Source organism: Actinopolymorpha cephalotaxi, assembly GCF_013408535.1.
GTDB classification, from domain to species: domain Bacteria; phylum Actinomycetota; class Actinomycetes; order Propionibacteriales; family Actinopolymorphaceae; genus Actinopolymorpha; species Actinopolymorpha cephalotaxi.
Window position 1 is genome coordinate 892,713 of the sequence record NZ_JACBZA010000001.1, and the last position, 19,915, is coordinate 912,627.

The 19,915-nt window shown below is 72.5% G+C and carries 17 protein-coding genes; 13 read left to right on the forward strand and 4 right to left on the reverse strand.

Going from position 1 to position 19,915, the window contains the following annotated elements; all coding sequences use genetic code 11:
• Positions 1 to 39: 39 nt before the first annotated feature.
• The 3 genes from FHR37_RS04085 to FHR37_RS04095 form a co-directional block, all read right to left on the reverse strand.
• Positions 40 to 390, reverse strand: a complete 351-nt coding sequence (locus FHR37_RS04085; protein WP_237769022.1) for a hypothetical protein — start codon at positions 388 to 390, stop codon at positions 40 to 42.
• Between the two features lie 67 nt (positions 391 to 457).
• Positions 458 to 814 (reverse strand): VOC family protein, encoded by a 357-nt coding sequence (locus tag FHR37_RS04090; protein WP_092887405.1) that lies wholly within the window; start codon positions 812 to 814, stop codon positions 458 to 460.
• Between the two features lie 123 nt (positions 815 to 937).
• On the reverse strand, positions 938 to 3,106 hold the full coding sequence (locus FHR37_RS04095) for an HNH endonuclease signature motif containing protein (protein WP_092887408.1): 2,169 nt from the start codon (positions 3,104 to 3,106) through the stop codon (positions 938 to 940).
• A gap of 206 nt (positions 3,107 to 3,312) precedes the next feature.
• On the opposite strand from FHR37_RS04095, the gene FHR37_RS04100 reads away from it, so the two are divergent.
• The 10 genes from FHR37_RS04100 (at position 3,313) to FHR37_RS04145 (ending at position 14,795) form a co-directional block, all read left to right on the forward strand.
• A complete protein-coding gene (locus FHR37_RS04100) occupies positions 3,313 to 3,975 on the forward strand; it encodes a histidine phosphatase family protein (protein WP_202818314.1) in 663 nt (220 codons plus the stop codon).
• A 162-nt stretch (positions 3,976 to 4,137) separates the two neighbouring features.
• On the forward strand, positions 4,138 to 5,589 hold the full coding sequence (locus FHR37_RS04105) for an extracellular solute-binding protein (RefSeq protein ID WP_202818315.1): 1,452 nt from the start codon (positions 4,138 to 4,140) through the stop codon (positions 5,587 to 5,589).
• Positions 5,590 to 5,654: 65 nt separating this feature from the next.
• Positions 5,655 to 6,614, forward strand: a complete 960-nt coding sequence (locus tag FHR37_RS04110) for a carbohydrate ABC transporter permease (RefSeq protein WP_175542734.1) — start codon at positions 5,655 to 5,657, stop codon at positions 6,612 to 6,614.
• A 2-nt stretch (positions 6,615 to 6,616) separates the two neighbouring features.
• Positions 6,617 to 7,450 (forward strand): carbohydrate ABC transporter permease, encoded by an 834-nt coding sequence (locus FHR37_RS04115; protein WP_092887414.1) that lies wholly within the window; start codon positions 6,617 to 6,619, stop codon positions 7,448 to 7,450.
• A 33-nt stretch (positions 7,451 to 7,483) separates the two neighbouring features.
• On the forward strand, positions 7,484 to 8,626 hold the full coding sequence (locus tag FHR37_RS04120) for an ABC transporter ATP-binding protein (RefSeq protein WP_092887417.1): 1,143 nt from the start codon (positions 7,484 to 7,486) through the stop codon (positions 8,624 to 8,626).
• Entirely contained in the window at positions 8,623 to 9,714 is a 1,092-nt protein-coding gene (locus FHR37_RS04125) for an ABC transporter ATP-binding protein (protein ID WP_092887420.1), read from the forward strand. The genes FHR37_RS04120 and FHR37_RS04125 overlap by 4 nt, the downstream gene beginning before the upstream one ends.
• Positions 9,711 to 10,811, forward strand: a complete 1,101-nt coding sequence (locus FHR37_RS04130) for a 2-hydroxyacid dehydrogenase (RefSeq protein ID WP_092887423.1) — start codon at positions 9,711 to 9,713, stop codon at positions 10,809 to 10,811. The genes FHR37_RS04125 and FHR37_RS04130 overlap by 4 nt, the downstream gene beginning before the upstream one ends.
• Positions 10,812 to 10,822: 11 nt before the next feature.
• Positions 10,823 to 12,325, forward strand: a complete 1,503-nt coding sequence (locus FHR37_RS04135) for an FGGY-family carbohydrate kinase (RefSeq protein WP_092887426.1) — start codon at positions 10,823 to 10,825, stop codon at positions 12,323 to 12,325.
• Complete coding sequence (locus FHR37_RS04140; RefSeq protein WP_092887429.1) at positions 12,322 to 13,011, forward strand: class II aldolase/adducin family protein; 690 nt, start codon at positions 12,322 to 12,324, stop codon at positions 13,009 to 13,011. Before FHR37_RS04135 ends, FHR37_RS04140 begins: the two co-directional genes overlap by 4 nt.
• Positions 13,008 to 14,795, forward strand: a complete 1,788-nt coding sequence (locus FHR37_RS04145) for a glycerol-3-phosphate dehydrogenase/oxidase (protein ID WP_237769023.1) — start codon at positions 13,008 to 13,010, stop codon at positions 14,793 to 14,795. Before FHR37_RS04140 ends, FHR37_RS04145 begins: the two co-directional genes overlap by 4 nt.
• A gap of 38 nt (positions 14,796 to 14,833) precedes the next feature.
• Here FHR37_RS04145 and FHR37_RS04150 read toward each other — a convergent pair whose 3' ends face one another.
• Entirely contained in the window at positions 14,834 to 15,820 is a 987-nt protein-coding gene (locus FHR37_RS04150; protein ID WP_092887432.1) for a hypothetical protein, read from the reverse strand.
• Positions 15,821 to 16,113: 293 nt separating this feature from the next.
• Between FHR37_RS04150 and FHR37_RS31260 the strand changes: the two genes are divergently transcribed.
• The 3 genes from FHR37_RS31260 to FHR37_RS04165 all read left to right on the forward strand — a co-directional run bounded on the left by FHR37_RS31260 (position 16,114) and on the right by FHR37_RS04165 (position 19,901).
• A complete protein-coding gene (locus FHR37_RS31260) occupies positions 16,114 to 17,451 on the forward strand; it encodes a sensor histidine kinase (RefSeq protein WP_202818316.1) in 1,338 nt (445 codons plus the stop codon).
• A complete protein-coding gene (locus tag FHR37_RS04160) occupies positions 17,448 to 18,113 on the forward strand; it encodes a response regulator (RefSeq protein ID WP_092887435.1) in 666 nt (221 codons plus the stop codon). Before FHR37_RS31260 ends, FHR37_RS04160 begins: the two co-directional genes overlap by 4 nt.
• Positions 18,114 to 18,221: 108 nt before the next feature.
• Entirely contained in the window at positions 18,222 to 19,901 is a 1,680-nt protein-coding gene (locus FHR37_RS04165) for a xylulokinase (RefSeq protein WP_092887438.1), read from the forward strand.
• The last annotated feature ends 14 nt before the right edge of the window (positions 19,902 to 19,915 follow it).

The window sequence follows — 19,915 nt, forward strand, 5'->3', positions numbered from 1 at the left end:
TCTGTCCGGCCTGGCTTGCCCGGCTGTCCGGGCTGACGGTCAGCGAAGACCCTGATGGGCGGCCCACATCGCCGCAGCGCGGTCGCCGGCCCCGGCGATCAGCTTCGCCAGGTCCGGCCGGTCGGGGACGGCGAACGACACGTAGTTGCCCCGGCCGCCGGCGGTGGGACGGCCGTAGGCCTTCGCGGCGAGGTGCCCGCTGGGGAGGAGCCGCACGTTGAGGGTGGTCAGCGTGAACTCCTCACCGCGCCGGGTGTCCGTCCAGCGCAGTGCCTCCGGGACCGTGACGTTGATCGCCAGAGCACTTACCTCGATGTCGCCGTCCCTGCTGCCGTCCCTGTCGTCGCTGCTGACGTCACTGTACCTGTCGATTTCGATGCCGCCGCTCATGCGGGCATGTTCGCACGGGGTCGACCCCCAAGGGGCAGGACCGGACAGGCAGGACCTGACCGGTGGGTCAGTTCACGCAGAGGCAGAACGGGTGCCCGGCCGGGTCGAGGAACACCCGGAACGTCGTGCCGGGCTGGTGGTCGTGCTTGGTGGCGCCGAGCCCGAGGACAGCCGCTTCGGCGGAGTCGAGGTCGTCGACGATCACGTCGAGGTGCATCTGCTGGGGCACCTCCTGGTCCGGCCACACCGGCGGAGTGTAGGGATCCACCTGCTGGAACGAGATGCACTGGCCGTAGTCGGCGCGGATGTCTGCCCAGTCGGCGGAGATGTCGACCTTCCAGTCCAGCAGCTTGCCGTAGAAGGTGGCGAGGGCACCCGGGTCGGGGCAGTCGAGGACGATGCTCGGGAAGCGTGCGATAGCCATGGCCAGGATGGTACGGACCGTCCCGGACGATCCGCGTCCTGATTTCGGCGATGTCGGAGAGCGGTGCGGCAGGGTCGCGCCGCCACATCGCGCTCGGAAGCGCCGCGCCTCGGCTGGCGGCTGTCACGGTCGTTGCACTTTCTGGTGGACGTCCACCCATTCGGGCGGGATGTATTCGGGGTGGCCATGGCTGCCCATGCGGACGGTCCAGCCCTTGTGGTGGACGAAAGTGTGATGGCTCTTGCACAAGAGGACTCCGTTGTCGAGGTCGGTCGGGCCGAGGTCGTCCCAGGCGGTCATGTGGTGCGCGACGCAACGCCGCTCGGGTACCTGACAGTCAGGGAAGTGGCAGTGGCTGCCGTCGCGGACGGCGAGGGCTCGGCGTTGAGCTTCGGTGAAGAACCGGTCTGCCATGCCGACGTCGAGGACTTCGCCGTTGCCGCCGAGGACGACGGGGATGATGTTCGCGTCGCACGCCATCCGGCGGATCGTGGCGACGGAGAGCGGTTCTCCGCGCAGTCCGGTGATGCGGGCGGATCCGCCACCGCCGCACCTGTGGCAACCGTCGCGGGGATCGATGGAGTCGTTATCGATAGGGGTGCCGCGGTCGTAGCCGTCGGTTGAGGCGTGGGAGTCGGGGGCAGCCTCGGGTTCCGCCGCACCCTCGTCGAATTCGGGTTCGGCGTCGTCGTCTTCCGCTCCGAGGTTCCAGTCCCCGGGTCCGGTAGCTGGTTCCGGATTCCCGTTGTGTGGTTCGGGTTCCGGGTCGTGCCCGGGTCCCGGTTCAGCTTCGGGGGCGGTTCCGGTGGCGGTGTTCGGTTGTGGGTGCTGGCCGGGTTGTCGCGGTGCGGGTATCCGCTCCGCAGCCCCGACCGGCGGGTCCGGCTGGTCGGGCGGGGATTTCTCGTTGTCCGGTTGACCTTTCGAGGCGGTTGCTGTGGTCTCCGCGCCGCCGGGAGTCGCCGTCGGGTCGCCAGTGCCAGCCGGGGTGTTGGGCTGGATGGGGGCGCTTGTCACGTCCGGGTCGTCGACGTCGCCGACGTCCTCATGGTCGCCGGTCTCGCCGACGTCAGCAGGCTCGGCGGTGGGGCCGCTCGTGTCGTCGGGGTCGATGACTCCCTGGCCCGGACGGGGCTTCGGCCCGGTGTCATCTGTGGTCTCGCAGGGATCGGCGTTGCTGGGTTCGGCGTTGCTGGGCGCAGCGTTTTTGGGCTTGCAGGCATCGCCGGTGCTGGGCGTGGCCTTCGCGGGCTTGCTGTCCTCGGTGCCGTCGGCGTTCTTGCTGGGCTTGCGGGCCTTGCGCTTGGCGGCCTGGCGCTGTGCTTGGCGTTTGGCGTCGGGGGTTTGGCATCCGCATGGCATGGGGCGGACGGGGTTGAGGTCGTCGATGGTGCCGAACCCGATGCCGTTCATGAGTTGCTGCAGGTGGATCAGGACGGTGACGCAGTCGCGTCCGCGTCCGCGGTTGGGGGATGCTTCCCATTCGGCCATCGCGGCGACGAGTTCGGCGAACGCGTCCCCGCGGCGTTGGTCGAGGGGCCGGTCGTCGGGTGCTTGGGCGTTGTCGCGGGCGATGAGCATCTCGATGATCTTGCGGAGTTGTTCCATCTCCAGCACCGGCAGCTTGATCACCACCGTTTCCGACCCCGGGATGCCGTTCGGGACGTATTTCAGGGACCGTGCACGCTGCGCGGCCTGTTCCTCATCGCCGAGTTCCTTACCGAGCCGTTTCTCCCACTCTTCGGGTGCGAGGTACTGCAGCAGTGCCCGCCCCAGCACCCGCACGTCGTCGGGGTTACGCCGCCTGGCTTCGTCGATCAGGTATTCCTCGGCCTTGACGCGTTGTTCGAGGCTGATCCATTTGGGCAGGTCGGTGATCGCGGCGGCGATGACCTGGGCGTGCCGGAACGAGAGCTCTCCTCGGGCCATGGCGCGGGCCGTCAGGGTGATGGTGCGGTCCAGGTCGCGGGCGAGGTTGACGGTGGCGTAGGAGTCCTTCGTGCCCATCCGCTGCGCGGTCCGCAGCCACGCCGCCGTGGTGGCCGCGCCGGTGGTCTTGCCGATGTCGCAGGCCTCGGCCTGACGGACCCAGCCGAGCTTCAGCGCGTCGAACCGGGACTCCTCCACGGTCAGTTCGCCGATCAGCTCACCCAGGGCGCGGGCCTCCACATAGGTGGTGGGGGTGGACAGGGCGTCGTCGAGTCCGGCGCGGAACATGCCGACCGCAGCCTTCAACCGGGCGACGGTGCCATGGCCACCGCTACCGGGAAGGTCCTGCGCCGTCGAATGCATGTTCGAAGCCTACCGGCTGCCACCGACACCTAACTCGTTGTCCACAAGGGAAAGCCGATCAGCTACCTGTGGACAAAAAGCTGGCACTGGACGCCTCACCCAAGGGGCCGGTCGGGGGCCGACGCCAAGACGGGGCGGGTCGGATCCGGGCGTGAGCACGGAAGCCCTTCTCCACGGCAGTCGCGGCCTCGTCTATCGTCGAGCCCGTGACCCAAGATCGCTCCGCGGACCCCGCTGCCGGCCCGGTCACCGTGTTCCTCGTACGCCACGGTGAGACGCCCATGCACGCGGAGAACCGCTACGTCGGCAGGACCGACGCGCCGCTGACCGAGCGTGGCCAGGCTCAGGCGGCCGACCTGGGGGAGTGGGCAGCGGCCGCGCGGCTCACGGTGGTGGCGTCCTCGACGCTGCGCCGGGCGAAGGAGACCGCCGAGCCGGCCGCCCGCAAGGCGGGGTTGACACCGCTTCTGGACGAACGGCTGGTCGAGCTCGATTTCGGTGCCGCCGAAGGCCTGTCCGCCGCGCAGATGCGGGAGCGGTTCCCGCGGGAGCGGGCGGCGTTCGAGGCCGATCCGTACGCCAATCCGCTGCCGGGTGGCGAGTCTCCGGCGGCGGCGCTCGCCCGCGGCCGGGCCACACTGGACGACCTCGCCGACGGATCCCACGGCGACCGCGTGCTCGTGGTCGCGCACGGGACGTTCCTGCGCATCGTGGTGTGCGACCTGCTCGGCATTCACCCGCGTACCTACCGCACCGCGCTGCCGGTGATCCGCAACGCCAGCGGCGCCGTGCTCCGCCGTGACGGCGCGGGGCACTGGGGCCTGGTCGCCTGGAACCCACCACTGGCAGCCGGCACCGACGCCTGGTGAGGCTTCCGTGCTGACCGGGGGCGGTCGCAGCCGGTAACTGGCCGAAGGCGGTCGGTGTGGCTTGGCGGCTTGACCCGCCTGACGCCGAGGTCACAAGGTGAGGCGACCCGATCACGCCGTGAGGTGATCTCGGCGTGTGCCGAACCTGCACTGGGGGCTGCCATGACCGAGCCGACCGAGCCGACCGGCCCGATGCGCTGGGGGCGCCGGGACGTCCTCCGGCTGGCCGGAGCGGGAGTCGGCGCGGGTGTGCTCGGCTCGGCCGGCCTCACCGGATGCGGCTTCGGGTCACCGGCGAGCAACGGCGGCAAGGACTCCGCGGCGAAGAAGGTCTCCGGCGGCTTCGACTGGAAGAAGCACAAGGGGACCACCCTGCGGCTGCTGATGAACAAGCATCCGTACACCGACGCGCTGAAGGCGCACCGCGCGGACTTCCAGGACAAGACCGGCATCAAACTGGTCATCGACGAGTTCCCCGAGTCCAACTACTTCGACAAGGTGACGCTGGAACTCAAGTCCAGGCAGGGAAACTACGACGCGTTCATGCTGGGCGCCTACATGGTCTGGCAGTACGGCCCACCCGGCTACCTCGAGGACCTCGGTCCCTGGATGAACAACTCCTCCGCCACCCACGCGGAGTTCGCACCCGACGACTTCTTCCCCAACCTGATCAAGGCCGGGCAGTGGAACTTCGTCAACGGCGCACCGCTGGGAGGGAAGCAGCAGTGGATGCTCCCCTGGGGCTTTGAGACCAACACCGTCTGCTACCGCAGCGACGTGTTCTCCAAGCTGGGTCTCAAGCCGGCCGAGAGTTTCGACGACCTCACCGAACTCGCTCGTACGCTGAAGGCGAAGGCGCCCGGTGCGGGGTTCGACGGGATGTACGGCATCGCCGTGCGCGGCTCGCGGGAGTGGGCGACGATCCACCCGGGCTTCATGACGATGTACTCCCGGGAAGGCCTGAAGGACTTCAGGGTCGACGGCAAGAAGCTCGTCCCCACCATGAACACTCCCGAGGCGGTCGACTTCACCGGTAAGTGGGCGAAGATGGTGCGGGACGCCGGACCGTCGGGATGGACGTCGTACACGTGGTACCAAGCGTCCAGCGACCTCGGCGCCGGCAAGGCGGCGATGCTGTTCGACGCCGACACCGCGTCGTACTTCCAGAACACCGACACCGCGGCCGCGGGCAAGCTGGCCTGGCACCCCGGCCCGAAGGGCAAGGACGGATCGCTGGCCACGAACATGTGGATCTGGTCGCTGGCGATGAACTCGTCCTCGAAGAAGAAGCCGGCCGCCTGGTGGTTCCTGCAGTGGGCCACATCCAATGAACACTTGCTGTGGGCGGCCACGAAGCAACAACACATTGACGCGGTACGCCAGTCCGTGGCCGACGACGCCGCGTACAAGAAACGGTTGCGGGCGGTGCCGGGCTTCCTGGACACGTTCCAGGCAGTCATCGACCAGACGAAGATCCAGTTCACTCCGCAGCGGAACTTCTTCGACGCCACCACCTCCTGGGCCGCCGCCCTGCAGGAGATCTACGGCGGCGCCGACGCGAAGGCGACCCTGGACAAGCTGGCCAAGGACCTCGAACCCCGGGTCAACGGCTGATGGACACGACCGGGCGACAGGCGACCAGGGAGGGGGCGACCGGGGAGGGGGCGGCCATCCCCACCATGACGGCGACCCCGAGGTGGCGGCGCCGGTTGCGGCCCTATCTGCTCGCCGCACCGGCGGTGCTGTTGTGCGTCGGGATCCTGTATCCGTTCTTCGTCGGCGTCGCGTACACCGTCTACAACTTCTCCGACGCCAACCGCGAACCCAGCTTCGTCGGACTGAACAACTTCGCCGACATCCTCGGCAGCGACGCGTTGTGGCACTCGGCCCGGGTCACGGTGTCGTTCGCGGTCGCGGCCACCGCCGCCGAAACGGTGCTCGGCGTGGGAGTCGCCCTGCTGCTGCACCGGTCCAGTCTGCTGGGCCGGTTGCTGGAACGCCTGCTCATCGTGCCGTTGATGGTGGCGCCGATCATCGCCGCCATCATGTGGAAGCTGATCCTGCTCCCGGAGGTGGGCTGGGTCCGGCCGATCCTGTCGGCGGTGGGGGTGCACGGCTACCGCGGCACCGACGGCGCGGGTGCGGCGTTCTTCTGGTCGGTGGTCGTGGACGCCTGGCTGTACACGCCGTTCGTGGCGATCCTCGCGCTGGCCGGGCTGCGCTCGCTGCCGAACTCGCCGTTCGAGGCGGCGGCGGTGGACGGTGCCAACTGGTGGTTGACATTTCGCCGGCTCACGTTGCCGATGCTGTGGCCCTACGTCCTGGTCGCGGTCATCTTCCGCTTCATGGACTGCCTGAAGGTCTTCGACATCATCTACGGGCTCACCGCCGGCGGCCCCGGAGACGCGACCACCACCCTGCAGATCAGCGCCTACCTGGAGGCGATCACCTACGCCCGCTACAGCCGGGGCATGACGTTCATGCTGATCCTGTGGGTGGTCGTGTACGCGATCTCGTTCGTGCTCGTGCGCTATCTCGGCCGGGTGCAGAACCGCGCGGCCGGCATCTCGGCCGGGCCTTCGGCGGGAGCGCAGGCCGGTGCGCCGGCGGGCGCCGCGGCCGGGGCGGAGGCGGGGTGACGATGAAGAAGTCCGGAAAGGCCGGTGGGATCCTCGCCGACGCCGCACTCCTGCTCTACTTCGCGTTCTCCCTCGCGCCGGTCGTGTTCATCGTCGCCCTGAGCCTGAAGTCGAACGCCGACCAGACCTCGACGTACCTGCGCTTCGCGCCCACGTTCGCCAACTACCGCACGGTTCTCGGGCTCGGCGCCGGTGACTCGCCGTACCTTCGGTTCTTCGTCGCCAGCCTTATCTGCGCGGTCGGCGCCGTCCTGGTCTCGCTGGTGATCGGGATCCCGGCGGCGTACGCGGCGGCGCGTCATCGCTTCCGGGGCAGCGAGAGCCTGCTGTTCACCCTGCTCTCGTTCCGGTTCGCCCCCGAGCTGGTGGTGATCATCCCGCTGGGCGTGCTCTACCAGCAGCTCGGGCTGTACGACAGCTATGTCGGGATGATCTGGGTGCTGCAGCTGGTGACGATGCCGCTCGTGGTGTGGATCCTGCGGTCGTTCTTCACCGACCTGCCGGCGGAGCTGGAGCAGGCCGCCCTGCTGGACGGCTACTCCCGCCGGCAGGCGTTCGTACGCATCGTCCTGCCGCTCGTGCGCCCCGGGGTGGCGGCGGTCTGCCTGCTGGCGTTCATCTTCGCCTGGAACAACTTCATCTTCCCGTTCACGTTGACCTCCAGCCACGCGCAGACGGTGACGGTGAGCTCGCTGGCCTTCCTCGGCGGCAACCAGGTGCGGTTCAACCTGGTCGCCGCCGGCGCGGTGATGGCGGTCCTTCCGCCGCTGGTGCTCGCGTTGTTCATCCAGCGCTACCTCGTGCGCGGCCTGTCGTTCGGTGCGGTGAAAGCGTGATGGGCGGGCAGAACTGATGGGCGGGAAGAACTGATGGCGGGTCTGGCGCTCGCGGGGATCCGCAAGGAGTACGGCCGGCTGCGCGCCCTGGACGAGCTGTCGCTGGAGGTCGCCGACGGGGAGTTCTGCTGCCTGCTCGGACCGTCCGGCGCCGGGAAGACCACCACGTTGAAGGTCGTGGCCGGGCTGGAGGAGCCGACGGCGGGCACGGTCCGGATCGGCGGCGCCGACGTGACCGACGTGGAGCCGACGCACCGCGACCTCGCCATGTGCTTCGAGAGCTACGCGCTCTATCCGCAGCAGGACGTGTTCACCAACCTGGTCTCGCCGTTGCGTTCTCCGCGCCACCGGCTGCCCGAGGCCGATGCCCGGCGCCGGGTCGAGGAGGTGGCCGAGCTGCTGGGCATCGGCGCGCTGCTGGAGCGTTCGGTCACCCAGCTGTCCAACGGGCAGCGGCAGCGGGTCGCGCTCGGCCGGGTGCTGGTCCGCCCGGCCGCGGCGTACCTGCTGGACGAACCCCTGTCCCACCTGGACGCCAAGCTGCGCGCCACCATGCGGGCGGAGCTGAAGGCGATCAGCCGCGACCGCGGCACGACCACGCTGTACGTCACCCACGACTACGTGGAGGCGCTGTCGCTGGCCGATCGAGTGGGCGTGCTGGACGCCGGCCGGATCCGCCAGGTGGGCACGCCTCGCGAACTGTGGGAGGAACCGGCCGACGTCGTGGTGGCGCGTTCCTTCGGGCGACCGGCGATCAACGTCGTGCCCGGGGTGGTCGCCGACGTCGCCGGGCCGCGGTTCCTCGCCGACGACGGCGCACTCGACCTGCCGCTGCCGGGTCCGCGGGTGGGACCTGGCACCCGCGTACAGCTCGGGATCCGTCCGCGCGACCTGACCCTGCATCGCGGCGCCGGCGACGTGCCCGCGGCATCGCCGGAGACCGCCCGGCTGGAGGGCACCGTCTACGTGCTCGAACACCTCGGCCGGCAGGCGGAAGTCACCGTCCGCGTGGGTTCCTGCCTGCTGGCGCTGGTGGTCGCGCGTACGCAGGTCGCCGGGCTCGGCACCGACGACCGGGTGGTGGTGACGGTGGACCCGCGACGGGTGCACGTCTTCCTCGCCGACGACACCGGCCGGCGGGTGGAGACGACCCGGGTCAGCGAGGTGGCCGGATGAGCGACCTGGTGATGGACGGCGTACGCAAGGTCTTCACCACCCGGGGCCGGCCGCCGGTGGAGGCGGTGGCCCACTTCGACCTGGAGGTGCGAAGCGGCGAGCTGGTCGGCCTGCTCGGCCCGTCCGGGTGCGGCAAGTCGACCACGCTGCGGATGATCGCCGGCCTGGAGGACGTCACCGGCGGCGACATCCGGGTGGGCGGCAGGTCGATGCTCGGTCTGCGCCCGCAGCGGCGCAACATCGGGGTGGCGTTCGAGAACTACGCGCTCTACCCGCCGCTGTCGGTGGCCGACAACATCTCCTTCGGCCTGCGCGCGCGAGGCGGCCTGTCCGCGCGGGCGCTGCGGGAGCGGGTCGAGGACCTCGCCGAGCGGATCGGGCTGCGCGACATCCTGGACGACCGGCCGGTCAACCTTTCCTCGGGGCAGAAGCAGCGGGTCGCGCTGGCCCGCGCCATCGCCCGCGAGCCCGACGTCCTGCTGCTGGACGAACCGTTGTCCCACCTCGACGCGGCGCAACGCGACCTGACCCGGCGTGAGCTGCGGCGCCTGCAGCGGGAGCTCGGCTACACCACCGTCCTGGTGACGCACGACCAGGAGGAGGCGCTCAGCCTCGCCGACCGGGTGGTGGTGATGGAGGGCGGCCGGGTCCGCCAGGTCGGTACGCCGGACGAGGTGTACGACGATCCGGCCGACCTGTTCGTCGCGGAGTTCGTGGGGGAGCCGGCGATGAACCTGCTCACCGGGCTGGCCGGCTCCGGGCCGGCCGGCCAGGAGCGGGTCGTGGGGGTACGCCCCGAGGATGTCGCGGTGGTCTGCGACGAGAGTGGCGGCGAGCGAGGCGGGGGGCGAGGCAAACGGGGTGGTAGCGGGGGTGGCGTCGAGGGCGACGTCGGCGGTGAGGTGGTGGTCGTGGAGGATTTCTGTGAGTACGGCCTGCTGACGGTCGAACTCGCCGCGACCCGGCAGCGGATCGTCGTCCAGACTGGACCGGGTCCGGCGCAGCTGCCCGGGCAGAGCGTCGGTCTGGCCTTCCAGCGGGACCGGACGTACATCTTCGACACGACGACAGGAGGCCGGGTCAGATGAGCAGAGCGCGGATCCTCGCCGCGGGGGACGAGTTCGTACGCACCGACCTGCTGACGCGGGCGCTGGATGCCGAGCTCGAGCGGACCGCCCGGTCACGTCACCGGGTGTCCGTACGCACTCTCGACCTCGGCTGGCCGACGAGGCCGTGGGGCAAGGTCGGCGAGGTCGTGGAGGCGGCCGGCAACGAGGACACGATGATCGCCGCGCTGGACGGTGTGGACGCCGCGGTCACCCATCTCGCGCCGTTCACCCGCAGGGTCTTCGAGCGCGCACCCGACCTGCGCCTGGTCGTGGTCTCCCGCGGCGGCCCTGTCAACGTCAACTTGACAGCGGCCACCCGCGCCGGGGTCGTGGTCTGTTACGCACCCGGCCGGAACGCGAACGCGGCCGCGGAGTTCACCGTCGGCCTGATGCTGTCCACCTGCCGCAACATCGCCGCCGGGCATGCCGAGCTCGGCTCGCGCACCTGGCCCGGGCACTACTTCCGTTACGAGTCGGCCGGGTTCGAGCTCCGGGACGCGACCGTGGGGCTCGTCGGCTACGGCGCGATCGGGCAGCTGGTCGCGAAGCTGCTGGCCGCGTTCGGCGCGCGGGTGCTGGCGTACGACCCGATGGCGCCGGCGGAGGCGTTCGGCGCGGAGGCCGAACGCGTCGAGGACCTGAACGACCTGCTCGCCGCCTCGCGGGTGGTGAGCCTGCACGCCCGGCTGACCGAGGACAACCAGCACCTGATCGGGGCGCGCGAGCTGGCCCGGATGCCGGCCGGCTCGGTCCTGGTCAACACCGCACGCGGCGGGCTCGTCGACTACGACGCCCTGTGCGACGCCCTCGACCGCGGGCACCTCGCGGCCGCCGGCATCGACGTCTTCCCGGCCGAGCCGCTTCCGGCCGACTCGCGGCTGTTCAGCACGCCACGGCTGGTGATGGCCCCGCACATCGCCGGGTGCAGCCGTGAGGTGGCCGAACGCGCGGCGGCGATCTGTGCCGGTGAGGTACGCCGCTGGCTGGACGGCGAACCACCCGCGCACTGCGCCAACCCGGAGGTACTCTCCGGTCCCGGCGGTTCGGCGGGGCCGGCCGGTCCGAACCGGCGCTGAGGAGGACGGCCATGAGCGGTGAGACGGCGGGCGGAACCACGTACGTCGGAGTGGACATCGGCACCTCGGTCATCAAGGCCGCGTTGTTCGACGCGCACGGCGAACAACGCGCGCTGCGGTCCGCGCCCGCCCGGGTGGTGAACCCCCGCGAGGGCTGGTTCGAGCAGGACATGGACGAGGTCGTCGCCGCGGTCGGTGAGGTCGTACGGGCGCTGATGGATCGCGACGGCGAGGGCGCGGGGGAGCCACCCGCCCTGCTCGCCCTCACCGGCCAGGGCGACGGCGTGTGGCTGCTCGACGCCGAAGGCCGCCCGGTCCGCCCCGCGGTGTCCTGGCTGGACGCGAGAGCCGCGGGGATCGCCGACGGGTGGCGCGCGGACGGGACCACCGAGGCGGTGTTCCGGCGTACCGGCGGGGCGATGTTCCCCGGCTGCCCGGCGCCGGTGCTGGCGTGGTTCGACCGGCACGAGCCGGAGGTGCTCGACCGGTCGGTCACCGCGGCGTACTGCAAGGACATGGTGATGCAGCGGCTCACCGGCGTACGCGCCACCGACACCTCCGACGCCTCGCTGCCGTTCCTCGACCCGGTGACCCGCGACTACGCACCCGACGTGCTGGAGTGGTGCGGCCTCGGGCACCGGGCCGACCTGCTCGCCCCGGTCGCCGAACCGCTGCCGACCGGCACGCTGACCGTCGAGGGCGCCGCGCTGGTGGGGCTCCCGGAGGGTACGCCGGTGTCGGCCGGCCCGTTCGACCTGCCGGCCTGCGCACTCGGGTCGAGCCTGGCCGCCACGCCGGGCGACGGTCACCTGATCGTCGGTACGACCCTCGCCTGCCAGGTCGCCGTCGCCGACCTGCGGCCGGGTGGCGAGCCCGCCGGCCTGACGATCCCGCTCGGCCCCGGCCGCTGGCTGCGGTCGATGCCGGCCATGGTGGGCACCGCCGCGCTGGACTGGACGCTGAGGCTGGCCGGCCGTACCCACGACGACGTCGACCCGCTGCTGGCCACCGGCGAGCCGGGCGCGCACGGCGTGCGCTGCCTGCCGTACTTCTCCCCGGCCGGTGAACGCGCGCCGTTCGTGGAGTCCGGCGCCCGCGCGCGGCTGGACGGGCTGACCGTGCAGACCAGCACCGCCGACGTGGTGCGTGCGGTCTGCGAGGGCATCGCGTTCGCGGCGCGGCACTGCTTCGAGGCCGCCGGTCTGGAGGGTGAGGTCGCGGTGTGCGGCGGCGGGATCCGCAGCCGGGAGTGGCTGCGGCTGTTCGCCGACGCGCTCGGCCGGCCGGTCCGGGTGTCGGCCTGCCCGGAGGTCGGTGCGTACGGCGCGGTGCTGGCCGGGATCGCGGCCACCGGCCTCCCGGTGGACACCGAGGCGTGGGCCCGCGACCGGGCCGCGGACACCACGGTGGTCAACCCCGGTGAGGGACCCGCCAAGCGGTACGCGGAAGAGTACGAGCGTTACCGCGCGGCGGTGGACCGTGCGCGCGCCGAATGGAAGGAGCGTCAGGTATGAGGTTGGCGAACGAACGCGCCGAGCTGGTCCGCTTCGCCCAGCGGCTCCGCCCGGAAGGACTCGTGGTGGGCACGTCGGGAAACCTGAGTGTGCGCGTCGGTGACCTGGTGGCCGCCACGCCCAGCGGTCTGGACTACGACGTCCTCACCCCCGAACTCATCTGCGTCACCGACCTTCACGGCGAGCAACTGGAGGGGGAGCTGGACCCGACCAGCGAGATGCCGCTGCACCTGTCGGTCTACAACACCACCGACCACACCTCCGTCGTGCACACCCACGCCACCGCCGCCGCGGTCGCCTCCACGCTGGTGGACGAGCTCCCGGTCGTGCACTACCTGACCGCGCTGTTCGGCGGGCCGGTCCGGGTGGCGCCGTACGCGACGTACGGCACGCCCGAGCTGGCCGCGTCGGTCACCGAAGCGCTGAAGGGGCGGGCCGGCTGCCTGATGTCCAACCACGGCACGGTCACCGTCGGCGACTCGCTGGCGAAGGCGTACCTGCTCAACCAGTACCTCGAGTGGCTGTGCGAGGTGTGGCTGCGCGCGGCGACCGCGGGCGCCGCCCTCGGCGTCTCCCCGCGCGAGCTGCCGGGCGACGAGCTGGACCGGGTGATCGAGAAGTTCGGCAGCTACGGCCAGGTGCCGCCGCCGGGCACCGGCGAGGGCGCGGGCGAGGCCGGACGGTGAGCGCGAACGGACGGGCCCACCCGCAGGGCAGCCAGGTGGCGGCCGCCGCCGCCGACCGCACCGCGCTGTCGGCCGGCCGCCGGCGCGGCGACCTGGCCGGTGCCGCCGGCCGCGAGTTCGACCTGGTGGTGGTCGGCGGCGGCGTCACCGGCGCCGGGGTGGCGCTGGACGCGACGGCCCGGGGCCTGTCGGTGCTGCTGCTGGAGGCCGACGACCTGGCCAGTGGTACGTCCTCGCGGTCGGGCAAGGTCTTCCACGGCGGCCTGCGGTACCTCGAGCAGCTCAACTTCGCGCTCGTCCGCGAGGCGCTGCTGGAACGCGACCTGATGGTCGAGCGGCTGTGCCCGCACCTGGTCGAGCCCGAGCCGTTCCTGTTCCCGTTCACCAGGCGGTGGCAGCGGCCCTACGTCGGCGCCGGCGTCGCGATGTACGACCTGTTCCGGCTGACCGGCCCGCGCAGCGTCCCCGGCCACCGGCACCTGACCCGCCGGGCGGCGCTGGCGCAGATGCCCGGCCTGCGCCCGGACGACATCACCGGCGCGGTGCAGTACCACGACGTACGCGTGGACGACGCCCGGCACACGATGACGCTGGCGCGCACCGCCGCGGGTCTCGGCGCCACCGTCCTCACCCGGACCCGGGTCGTCGGCATGCTCCGCGACGGCCAGCGGGTGACCGGCGTACGCCTGCAGGACCTCGAGGACGGCGGCCACGTCGACGTACTCGCCGGCGTGGTGGTCAACGCGGCGGGAGTGTGGGCGGACGAGGTGCAGTCCCTGGGCGGGGCGCCGAGCATCGCGGTCCGCCCGGCCAAGGGCGTCCACCTCGTCGTACCCGCGGACCGGATCGAGTCGCAGACCGGTCTGATCGCGCGTACCAGCGACAGCGTCTTCATCATCCGCAAGTGGTTCGACCACTGGCTGATGGGCACCACCGACACCCCGTGGGACCACGACCGTGGGCACCCGGTGGCCTCCCGCGAGGACGTCGACTACCTGCTCGGCCAGGCCAACCGCTGGCTGAAGCACCCCCTCGGCGACGCCGACGTGGTCGGTGTCTACGCCGGGCTGCGGCCGCTGCTGGCCGGGGTGCCCGTCCGGACGCGCGGTGGGTCGGACGGATCGGCCGATCGTGCGACCACCGCGGCGCTGCGCCGCGACCACACCGTCGTCGAACAGCCCGCCGGCCTGGTGACCGTGGTCGGCGGGAAGTACACGACGTACCGGCTGATGGCCCGCGACGCCGTGGACGCGGCCGGCCGTTCGCTGGGACGGACGATCCCGGCGTCCAGTACCGACCGGCTGCCGTTGCTCGGCGCCACCGGCTACGTCGCGGTACGCCACCAGCGGGACCGGCTCGCCCGCGAGGCCGGGCTGGAACCGGAGCAGGTCGACCACCTGCTCGGCCGCTACGGCGCGCTCACCCCGGACGTGCTCGACCTGCTCACCGACCGGCCCGAGCTCGCCCGGCCACTGCCCGGGGCGTCGCACTACCTCGCCGCCGAGATCGCCTACGCCGCCCGCAGCGAGGGCGCCCTGCACCTGATGGACGCGCTCGCCCGCCGGACCCGCGTCTTCATGGAGACCGCGGACCGTGGCGTGGCGGCCGCTCCGGAGGCGGCCAGGGTGATGGCGTCGGTCCTCGGGTGGGACGAGGAACGCCGCGCCGCCGAGGTCGCGGCGTACACCACGGCCGTGGAGGCCGAGAGGCACGCCGCGACCATGCCGACGGACGACCAGGCGGTTCGGGCCTGGCAGACCGTGGCCGGCGCCGCGGCTCAGTAGGTCGGCGCCAGGTCGGCGCCGGATCGGCGCCGGGTCGGCTAGAAGATCCAGGCGCCGGCGTTGGAGTAGCGGTGGTCGTGGATGGTGACCGGGTTGCCGGCCAGGTGGTCCACCCGGGTGCGCACCAGCACCCGGACACCGCACCCGCCGCCCCGGTTCACCCGGACGCCGGGCAGGGACAGGTTGACCTTGTAGTGGTGGACGAACGTCGTGATGGTCGCCTGCCGGGAGACGGTGCCGGGCGCCGCGCACGCGCGACCTGCCGACGTCGCCGGGATCGCCTCCAGGGTGACCCGGACCCGGCTGGGGCCGCCGGGGTACTTGCCGTACTCCCGGGTCATCTGGACGTCGGTCACGGCGGTGACGTAGCGCCTGCTACCGGCCGGCAGCAGGCGGGCCATCACGAACACCGCCGACCGTGCCCGCGAGCAGCGGGGGAGGCGGGGCATCGCCCGCGCGCCCACGCAGGTGTCCTGGCCGGCGAACCAGCCCTGCGCACCGGGGCCGACCGGGCTCACCGCGAGCCGGCTGCGCCCCGGTACGAGGTTCAGCCGGGCGACCCGCGGGTCGATCATGGTGGCCGAGACGGCGCGCAGCTCACAGGTGTAGTTGCCGTCGTGCGGCGCGGTGAACACCCACCGGACCGCGACGTACTGCACGCCGTGGGCACGGCCGTCGTGGTTGCGAACCGTGAACGTCCCGCCGCTGCCGCCCAGGCAGATGATCCGGATGCCCATCATCGGGCCCCGCGGGACGTTGGTGGTGGCGCCCATCTGGCCGCGGACGTAGATGGACTGGCCGGCCCGCATCCAGCGCGTGGGCAGCCGCAGGATCGGGACGGCCACCCCGCCGGTCGCCGGGATGGAGCCGCGCAGCAGCTGCGAGGTCGCCATCCGGCCCATCGGCGGAGCGGGCGGCGGGGGAGCCGCCGGTGCGGACGTGGTCGCCATCGGCGACAGGACGAAGAACATGGCAAGTGCCAGCGCCGCGCAGACGACGGCGGTGGTTCGGGGACGCGGTGACATCGGGAGACTCCCAGACATCCGGTCGACCCGCGGGGTGCCTCCGCCGGGCGCATCCGTCGAGGGTGCGTCCGGCCGGCCGAGCATCCGCCGGTCGTACGTTCGGCTCGTGTCCCGACCGTGGTCCCCCCGGGGTCGGGCCCCCCGGGTGGCCGTCCTCCCCACCCCGCGGGCGTTCCAACCCGGGAGTCCCGAGTACGACGAAAGTCGTGCCGCCGTGCGCGGCGTACCCACTATCGTCTGGACCTGCCCGGCGACGCTGGCCCGCGACGAGGACGGTCGCCTACCGTTGCCTGGTGAGTGAACGCGAGACCGCCGGCCCGGACGGTGACCGGGCTCCCTGCCCGGCCCGGCTGCCCCGGTGGGCGGGCCGGTGGCTGCCACCGGTGGGACGGGACGTCGTCCTCGCGCTCGCGTTCGTGGTGGGTGACACCCTGCTCACGCTCTCCCATGGCTCGTGGTGGCCGCAGCGGCCGGGCACGGTGGCCTGGGTCCTGCTCGGCGTGCAGGTGCTGGTGGGCGCCTCCCTGGTCCTGCGCCGGAGGGCGCCGCTGGCCGTGCTGGGCGCGGTGACCGCGTTCACCGTCCTCGTCACCGTGCTGGTCTCCGCCGGCGCCACCGGCGGACGCCCCGGCCCGTGGACGGTCTGGGCCCCGATGGCGGCGGTCCTGGTCGCCTACCTGCCGGTGGCCTACCCGGCGATCCGCCGCCCGGGCTGGGTGCTGGTCGGCCTGCTCACCGCCGTGTCGGCGCGGCTGTGGGACCCGTCGGCGGCGGTGATCACCATCGCGGTCCTGCGCACCGCGCTCGGCCCGCTGCTCGCGCTGTACTTCGGCGCCCGGCACCGGCTGGTGTCCGTGCTGCGCGAACGCGCCGAGCGCGCCGAACGCGAGAAGTACCTCCTGGCCGCGCAGGCCCGGGCCGACGAGCGCGCCCGGATCGCCGCGGAGATGCACGACGTGGTGACCCACCGGCTGTCGCTGATGGTGCTGTCCGCCGGCGCGATGCGGGTGCGCGCCCGGGACGAGGAGACCCGGCGGTCGGCCGAGGAGCTGCGGGCGGCCGGCTGCCAGGCCCTGGACGAGCTACGGGACCTGGTCGGGATCCTGCGGATGACCGAGGACTCCGGGCACCCGCCCGTCGGCGACCTCGCGACGCTGGTCGCCGAGTCGGAGTCGGTGGGCATCGCGACCGAGCTCGCCCAGGTCGGCGATCCGGGCCGGGCCTCGCCGGTGGTCGGGCGGACGGCGTACCGCGTCGTCCAGGAGGCGCTGACGAACGTCCGCAAGCACGCGCCGGGCGCCTCGGTTCGGGTGGAGGTGCGCTACGACACCGACCGGGTGCACGTGCGGGTCGCCAACACCGCACCCGCCGAGCCGCCCGACCCCGCGCTGGCCGCGTCCGGTTCGGGTACCGGCCTGGCCGGGCTGCGGCAGCGGATCGAGCTGATCCGGGGAACGCTGTCCGCGCGGCCCGCGCCCGGCGGCGGGTTCGAGGTGGTGGCCGACCTGCCGGCGTACGTACCCACGGCCGCGCCCGCGGACAACGGCGCGGGGAAGATCGCGGCCACTCCGGTGACCACCCCGGAAGCCACCCCGGAGAACACACCGGAGACCACGGAGGCGGTGCGATGATCTCGGTCCTGCTGGTCGACGACGAGCCGATGGTGTGCGCGCACCTGCGGACGATCCTGGGCGCGGCCGAGGACATCGAGGTGGTGGCCGAGGCACACGACGGCGCGGACGCGGTCGAGGCGGTGATCCGGCACCGCCCCGACGTCGTGCTGATGGACCTGCGGATGCCCGGAGTCGACGGGCTGGCCGCGATCGAACGCATCAACACCTTCGCCGAGCGGCCCGCGGTGGTCGCGCTGACCACGTTCGACGCCGACCACTACGTGATGCGGGCGCTGCGCGCGGGCGCCTCCGGCTTCCTGGTGAAGTCCACGCCGCCGGAGGACCTGGTGGGCCTGGTCCGGGTCGCCGCGGACGGGCACACCGTGCTGTCCCCGGACGCCGCCCGCCGGCTGGTCGGCGCGTCCGCGGGCGCACACGCCGCCCGGGACCGGGCCAAGGACCTGGTGTCCCGGCTGACCGAGCGCGAGGTCGAGGTGCTGACCTGCCTCGGCGAAGGCCTGTCCAACGCGGGCATCGGGCGCCGGCTGCACCTGTCGGAGGCGACGGTGAAGGGCTACGTCTCCCGGATGCTGGACAAGCTGGGCTGCGAGAACCGCACCCAGGTGGGGCTCCTGGCGCACGAGGCCGGGCTCACCGGCAAGGGCTCCCCGGGCGTCTGATCACCACTCGCCGTACCGTCCGGCGGCCGGTGCCGGGCACGGTCCCCCGTACGCCCTCCTCCCTCGGCATGCTGTGACGGGGAACTTCGGGGGCGGAGGAGGCAGCCGATGACCGGTGTCACCGGTGGCAGCGGTGTGGTCGTCGGGGTGGACGTCGGCACCACCGGCGTCAAGGCTGTGGTCGCCGACGCCGGTGGACGGGTGCTGGCCGAGGCCGGCGAGGAGTACCCCACCCGATACGTTCCGCCGCACGGTGCCGAGCAGGACCCCGGCGACTGGTGGTCGGCGACCGCGCGGTGCGTCGCGCAGGCGCTGCGGTCCGCCGCCGAGACCACCGGCCTGGGCGCGGCGGACGTGGAGTGCGTCGGGGTGAGCAGCCAGGCGCCCAGCGTCGTCGTGCTGGACCGCTCCGGCGCGCCCGTCGGCCCGGCGCTGCTGTGGCTGGACCGGCGCGGCCAGGGCGAGTGCCGGGCCAGAGCCGAGGCCGCCGCGGACGTCGTGGCCACCACCGGTAACCGGATGGACGCCTACTTCGCGGCGCCGAAGCTCGCCTGGCTGCTGGCCGAACACCCGGAGGTACGCCGCGCCGGTGCCGCGGTGGTGATGGCCAACGGGTACGTCGTACACCGGCTGACCGGCGTACCCACCTGCGACACCGGCCACCAGGGCCTCACCCTGCTCGCCGACCTGGACACCGGGCGATGGTCCGACGCGCTGGTCGACCTGTGGGGGATCCCGCGCGGCTGGCTGCCCGAGGCGGCGCACCCGAGCACGGTGGTCGGCCGGGTCGGCGCGGAGGCGAGCAGGGTGACCGGACTGCTCGCCGGTACGCCGGTGGTGGCCGGCGCGGTCGACGGCGCCGCCGCCGCGCTGGAGGCGGGCCTTGCCCGGCACGGCGACGTGTGCGAGATGACCGGCCAGTCGACCGTGGTGAACGCCGCGGTCGAGGCGTCCCGGCTGCGCCGGGACGCGCTGGGGACGATGAGCGTGCTGCCGTACCCCCTGCCGGGCCACCACCTGGTCTACGGGTCGATGGTGGCCACCGGCGGGATCCTGCGGTGGTTCCGGGACGAGTTCGGTGACCGCGAGGTACGCGGGTCGGCGGGCGGGTCCGGCTCGGTGTTCGCGGCCCTGGACGCGCTGGCCGGCACGGCGCCGGTGGGCAGCGGCGGCCTGGTGCTGTTGCCGTACTTCCTCGGCGAGCGGTCACCGGTGTGGGACGCCGACGCGCGCGGCGCGCTGGTGGGCCTGTCGATGGCCAGCAGCCGGGCCGAGGTGGTCCGGGCGATCTTCGAAGGTACGGCGTACGGCCTGGCGCACAACCTGGAGGAGCTGGCCCGGCTCGGCCTGCGCCCGAAAGAGTTGCGCAGCGTCGGCGGCGGCGCCCGTGGCCGTACGTGGACCCAGATCAAGGCCGACGTCACCGGGCTCCCCGTCGAGGTGCCCCCGAACACCCGGGGCGCGCCGGTCGGGGTGGCACTGGTGGCGGCCGCCGGGGTGGGCCTGGTGGCAGACCTGGCCGAGGCGGTCGCCGCGCGGTCGCGTCCGGAGGTCGGCGGCACCGGCGACGGCACCGGCGACGGCACCGGCGACGGCACCGGCGACGGCACCGGCGACGGAGGCGCTCGGGTGGCGCGTTTCTGCCCGGACCCCGGCCGGCACGAGGCGTACCAGCGCTACTACGCCGTCTACCGCGAGCTGTACCCCGCGCTCCGGCGCAGCTACGACCTGCTCACCGAGGCCCGCGCCGCCCAGGCGACCGGCCTTGATCCACCGAACCGGGCATGATCCACAGAACCGGC

Bases quoted from the DNA above. Each gene is read 5' to 3' on its own strand.
- FHR37_RS04090 (WP_092887405.1), bottom strand. From the start codon at position 814: ATGGCTATCGCACGCTTCCCGAGCATCGTCCTCGACTGCCCCGACCCG.
- FHR37_RS04135 (WP_092887426.1), top strand. From the start codon at position 10,823: ATGAGCGGTGAGACGGCGGGCGGAACCACGTACGTCGGAGTGGACATC.
- FHR37_RS04110 (WP_175542734.1), top strand. From the start codon at position 5,655: ATGACGGCGACCCCGAGGTGGCGGCGCCGGTTGCGGCCCTATCTGCTC.
- FHR37_RS04125 (WP_092887420.1), top strand. From the start codon at position 8,623: ATGAGCGACCTGGTGATGGACGGCGTACGCAAGGTCTTCACCACCCGG.
- FHR37_RS04085 (WP_237769022.1), bottom strand. From the start codon at position 390: ATGAGCGGCGGCATCGAAATCGACAGGTACAGTGACGTCAGCAGCGAC.
- FHR37_RS04130 (WP_092887423.1), top strand. From the start codon at position 9,711: ATGAGCAGAGCGCGGATCCTCGCCGCGGGGGACGAGTTCGTACGCACC.
- FHR37_RS04150 (WP_092887432.1), bottom strand. From the start codon at position 15,820: ATGTCACCGCGTCCCCGAACCACCGCCGTCGTCTGCGCGGCGCTGGCA.
- FHR37_RS04165 (WP_092887438.1), top strand. From the start codon at position 18,222: ATGACCGGTGTCACCGGTGGCAGCGGTGTGGTCGTCGGGGTGGACGTC.
- FHR37_RS04120 (WP_092887417.1), top strand. From the start codon at position 7,484: ATGGCGGGTCTGGCGCTCGCGGGGATCCGCAAGGAGTACGGCCGGCTG.
- FHR37_RS04095 (WP_092887408.1), bottom strand. From the start codon at position 3,106: ATGCATTCGACGGCGCAGGACCTTCCCGGTAGCGGTGGCCATGGCACC.
- FHR37_RS04140 (WP_092887429.1), top strand. From the start codon at position 12,322: ATGAGGTTGGCGAACGAACGCGCCGAGCTGGTCCGCTTCGCCCAGCGG.
- FHR37_RS04105 (WP_202818315.1), top strand. From the start codon at position 4,138: ATGACCGAGCCGACCGAGCCGACCGGCCCGATGCGCTGGGGGCGCCGG.
- FHR37_RS04160 (WP_092887435.1), top strand. From the start codon at position 17,448: ATGATCTCGGTCCTGCTGGTCGACGACGAGCCGATGGTGTGCGCGCAC.
- FHR37_RS04115 (WP_092887414.1), top strand. From the start codon at position 6,617: ATGAAGAAGTCCGGAAAGGCCGGTGGGATCCTCGCCGACGCCGCACTC.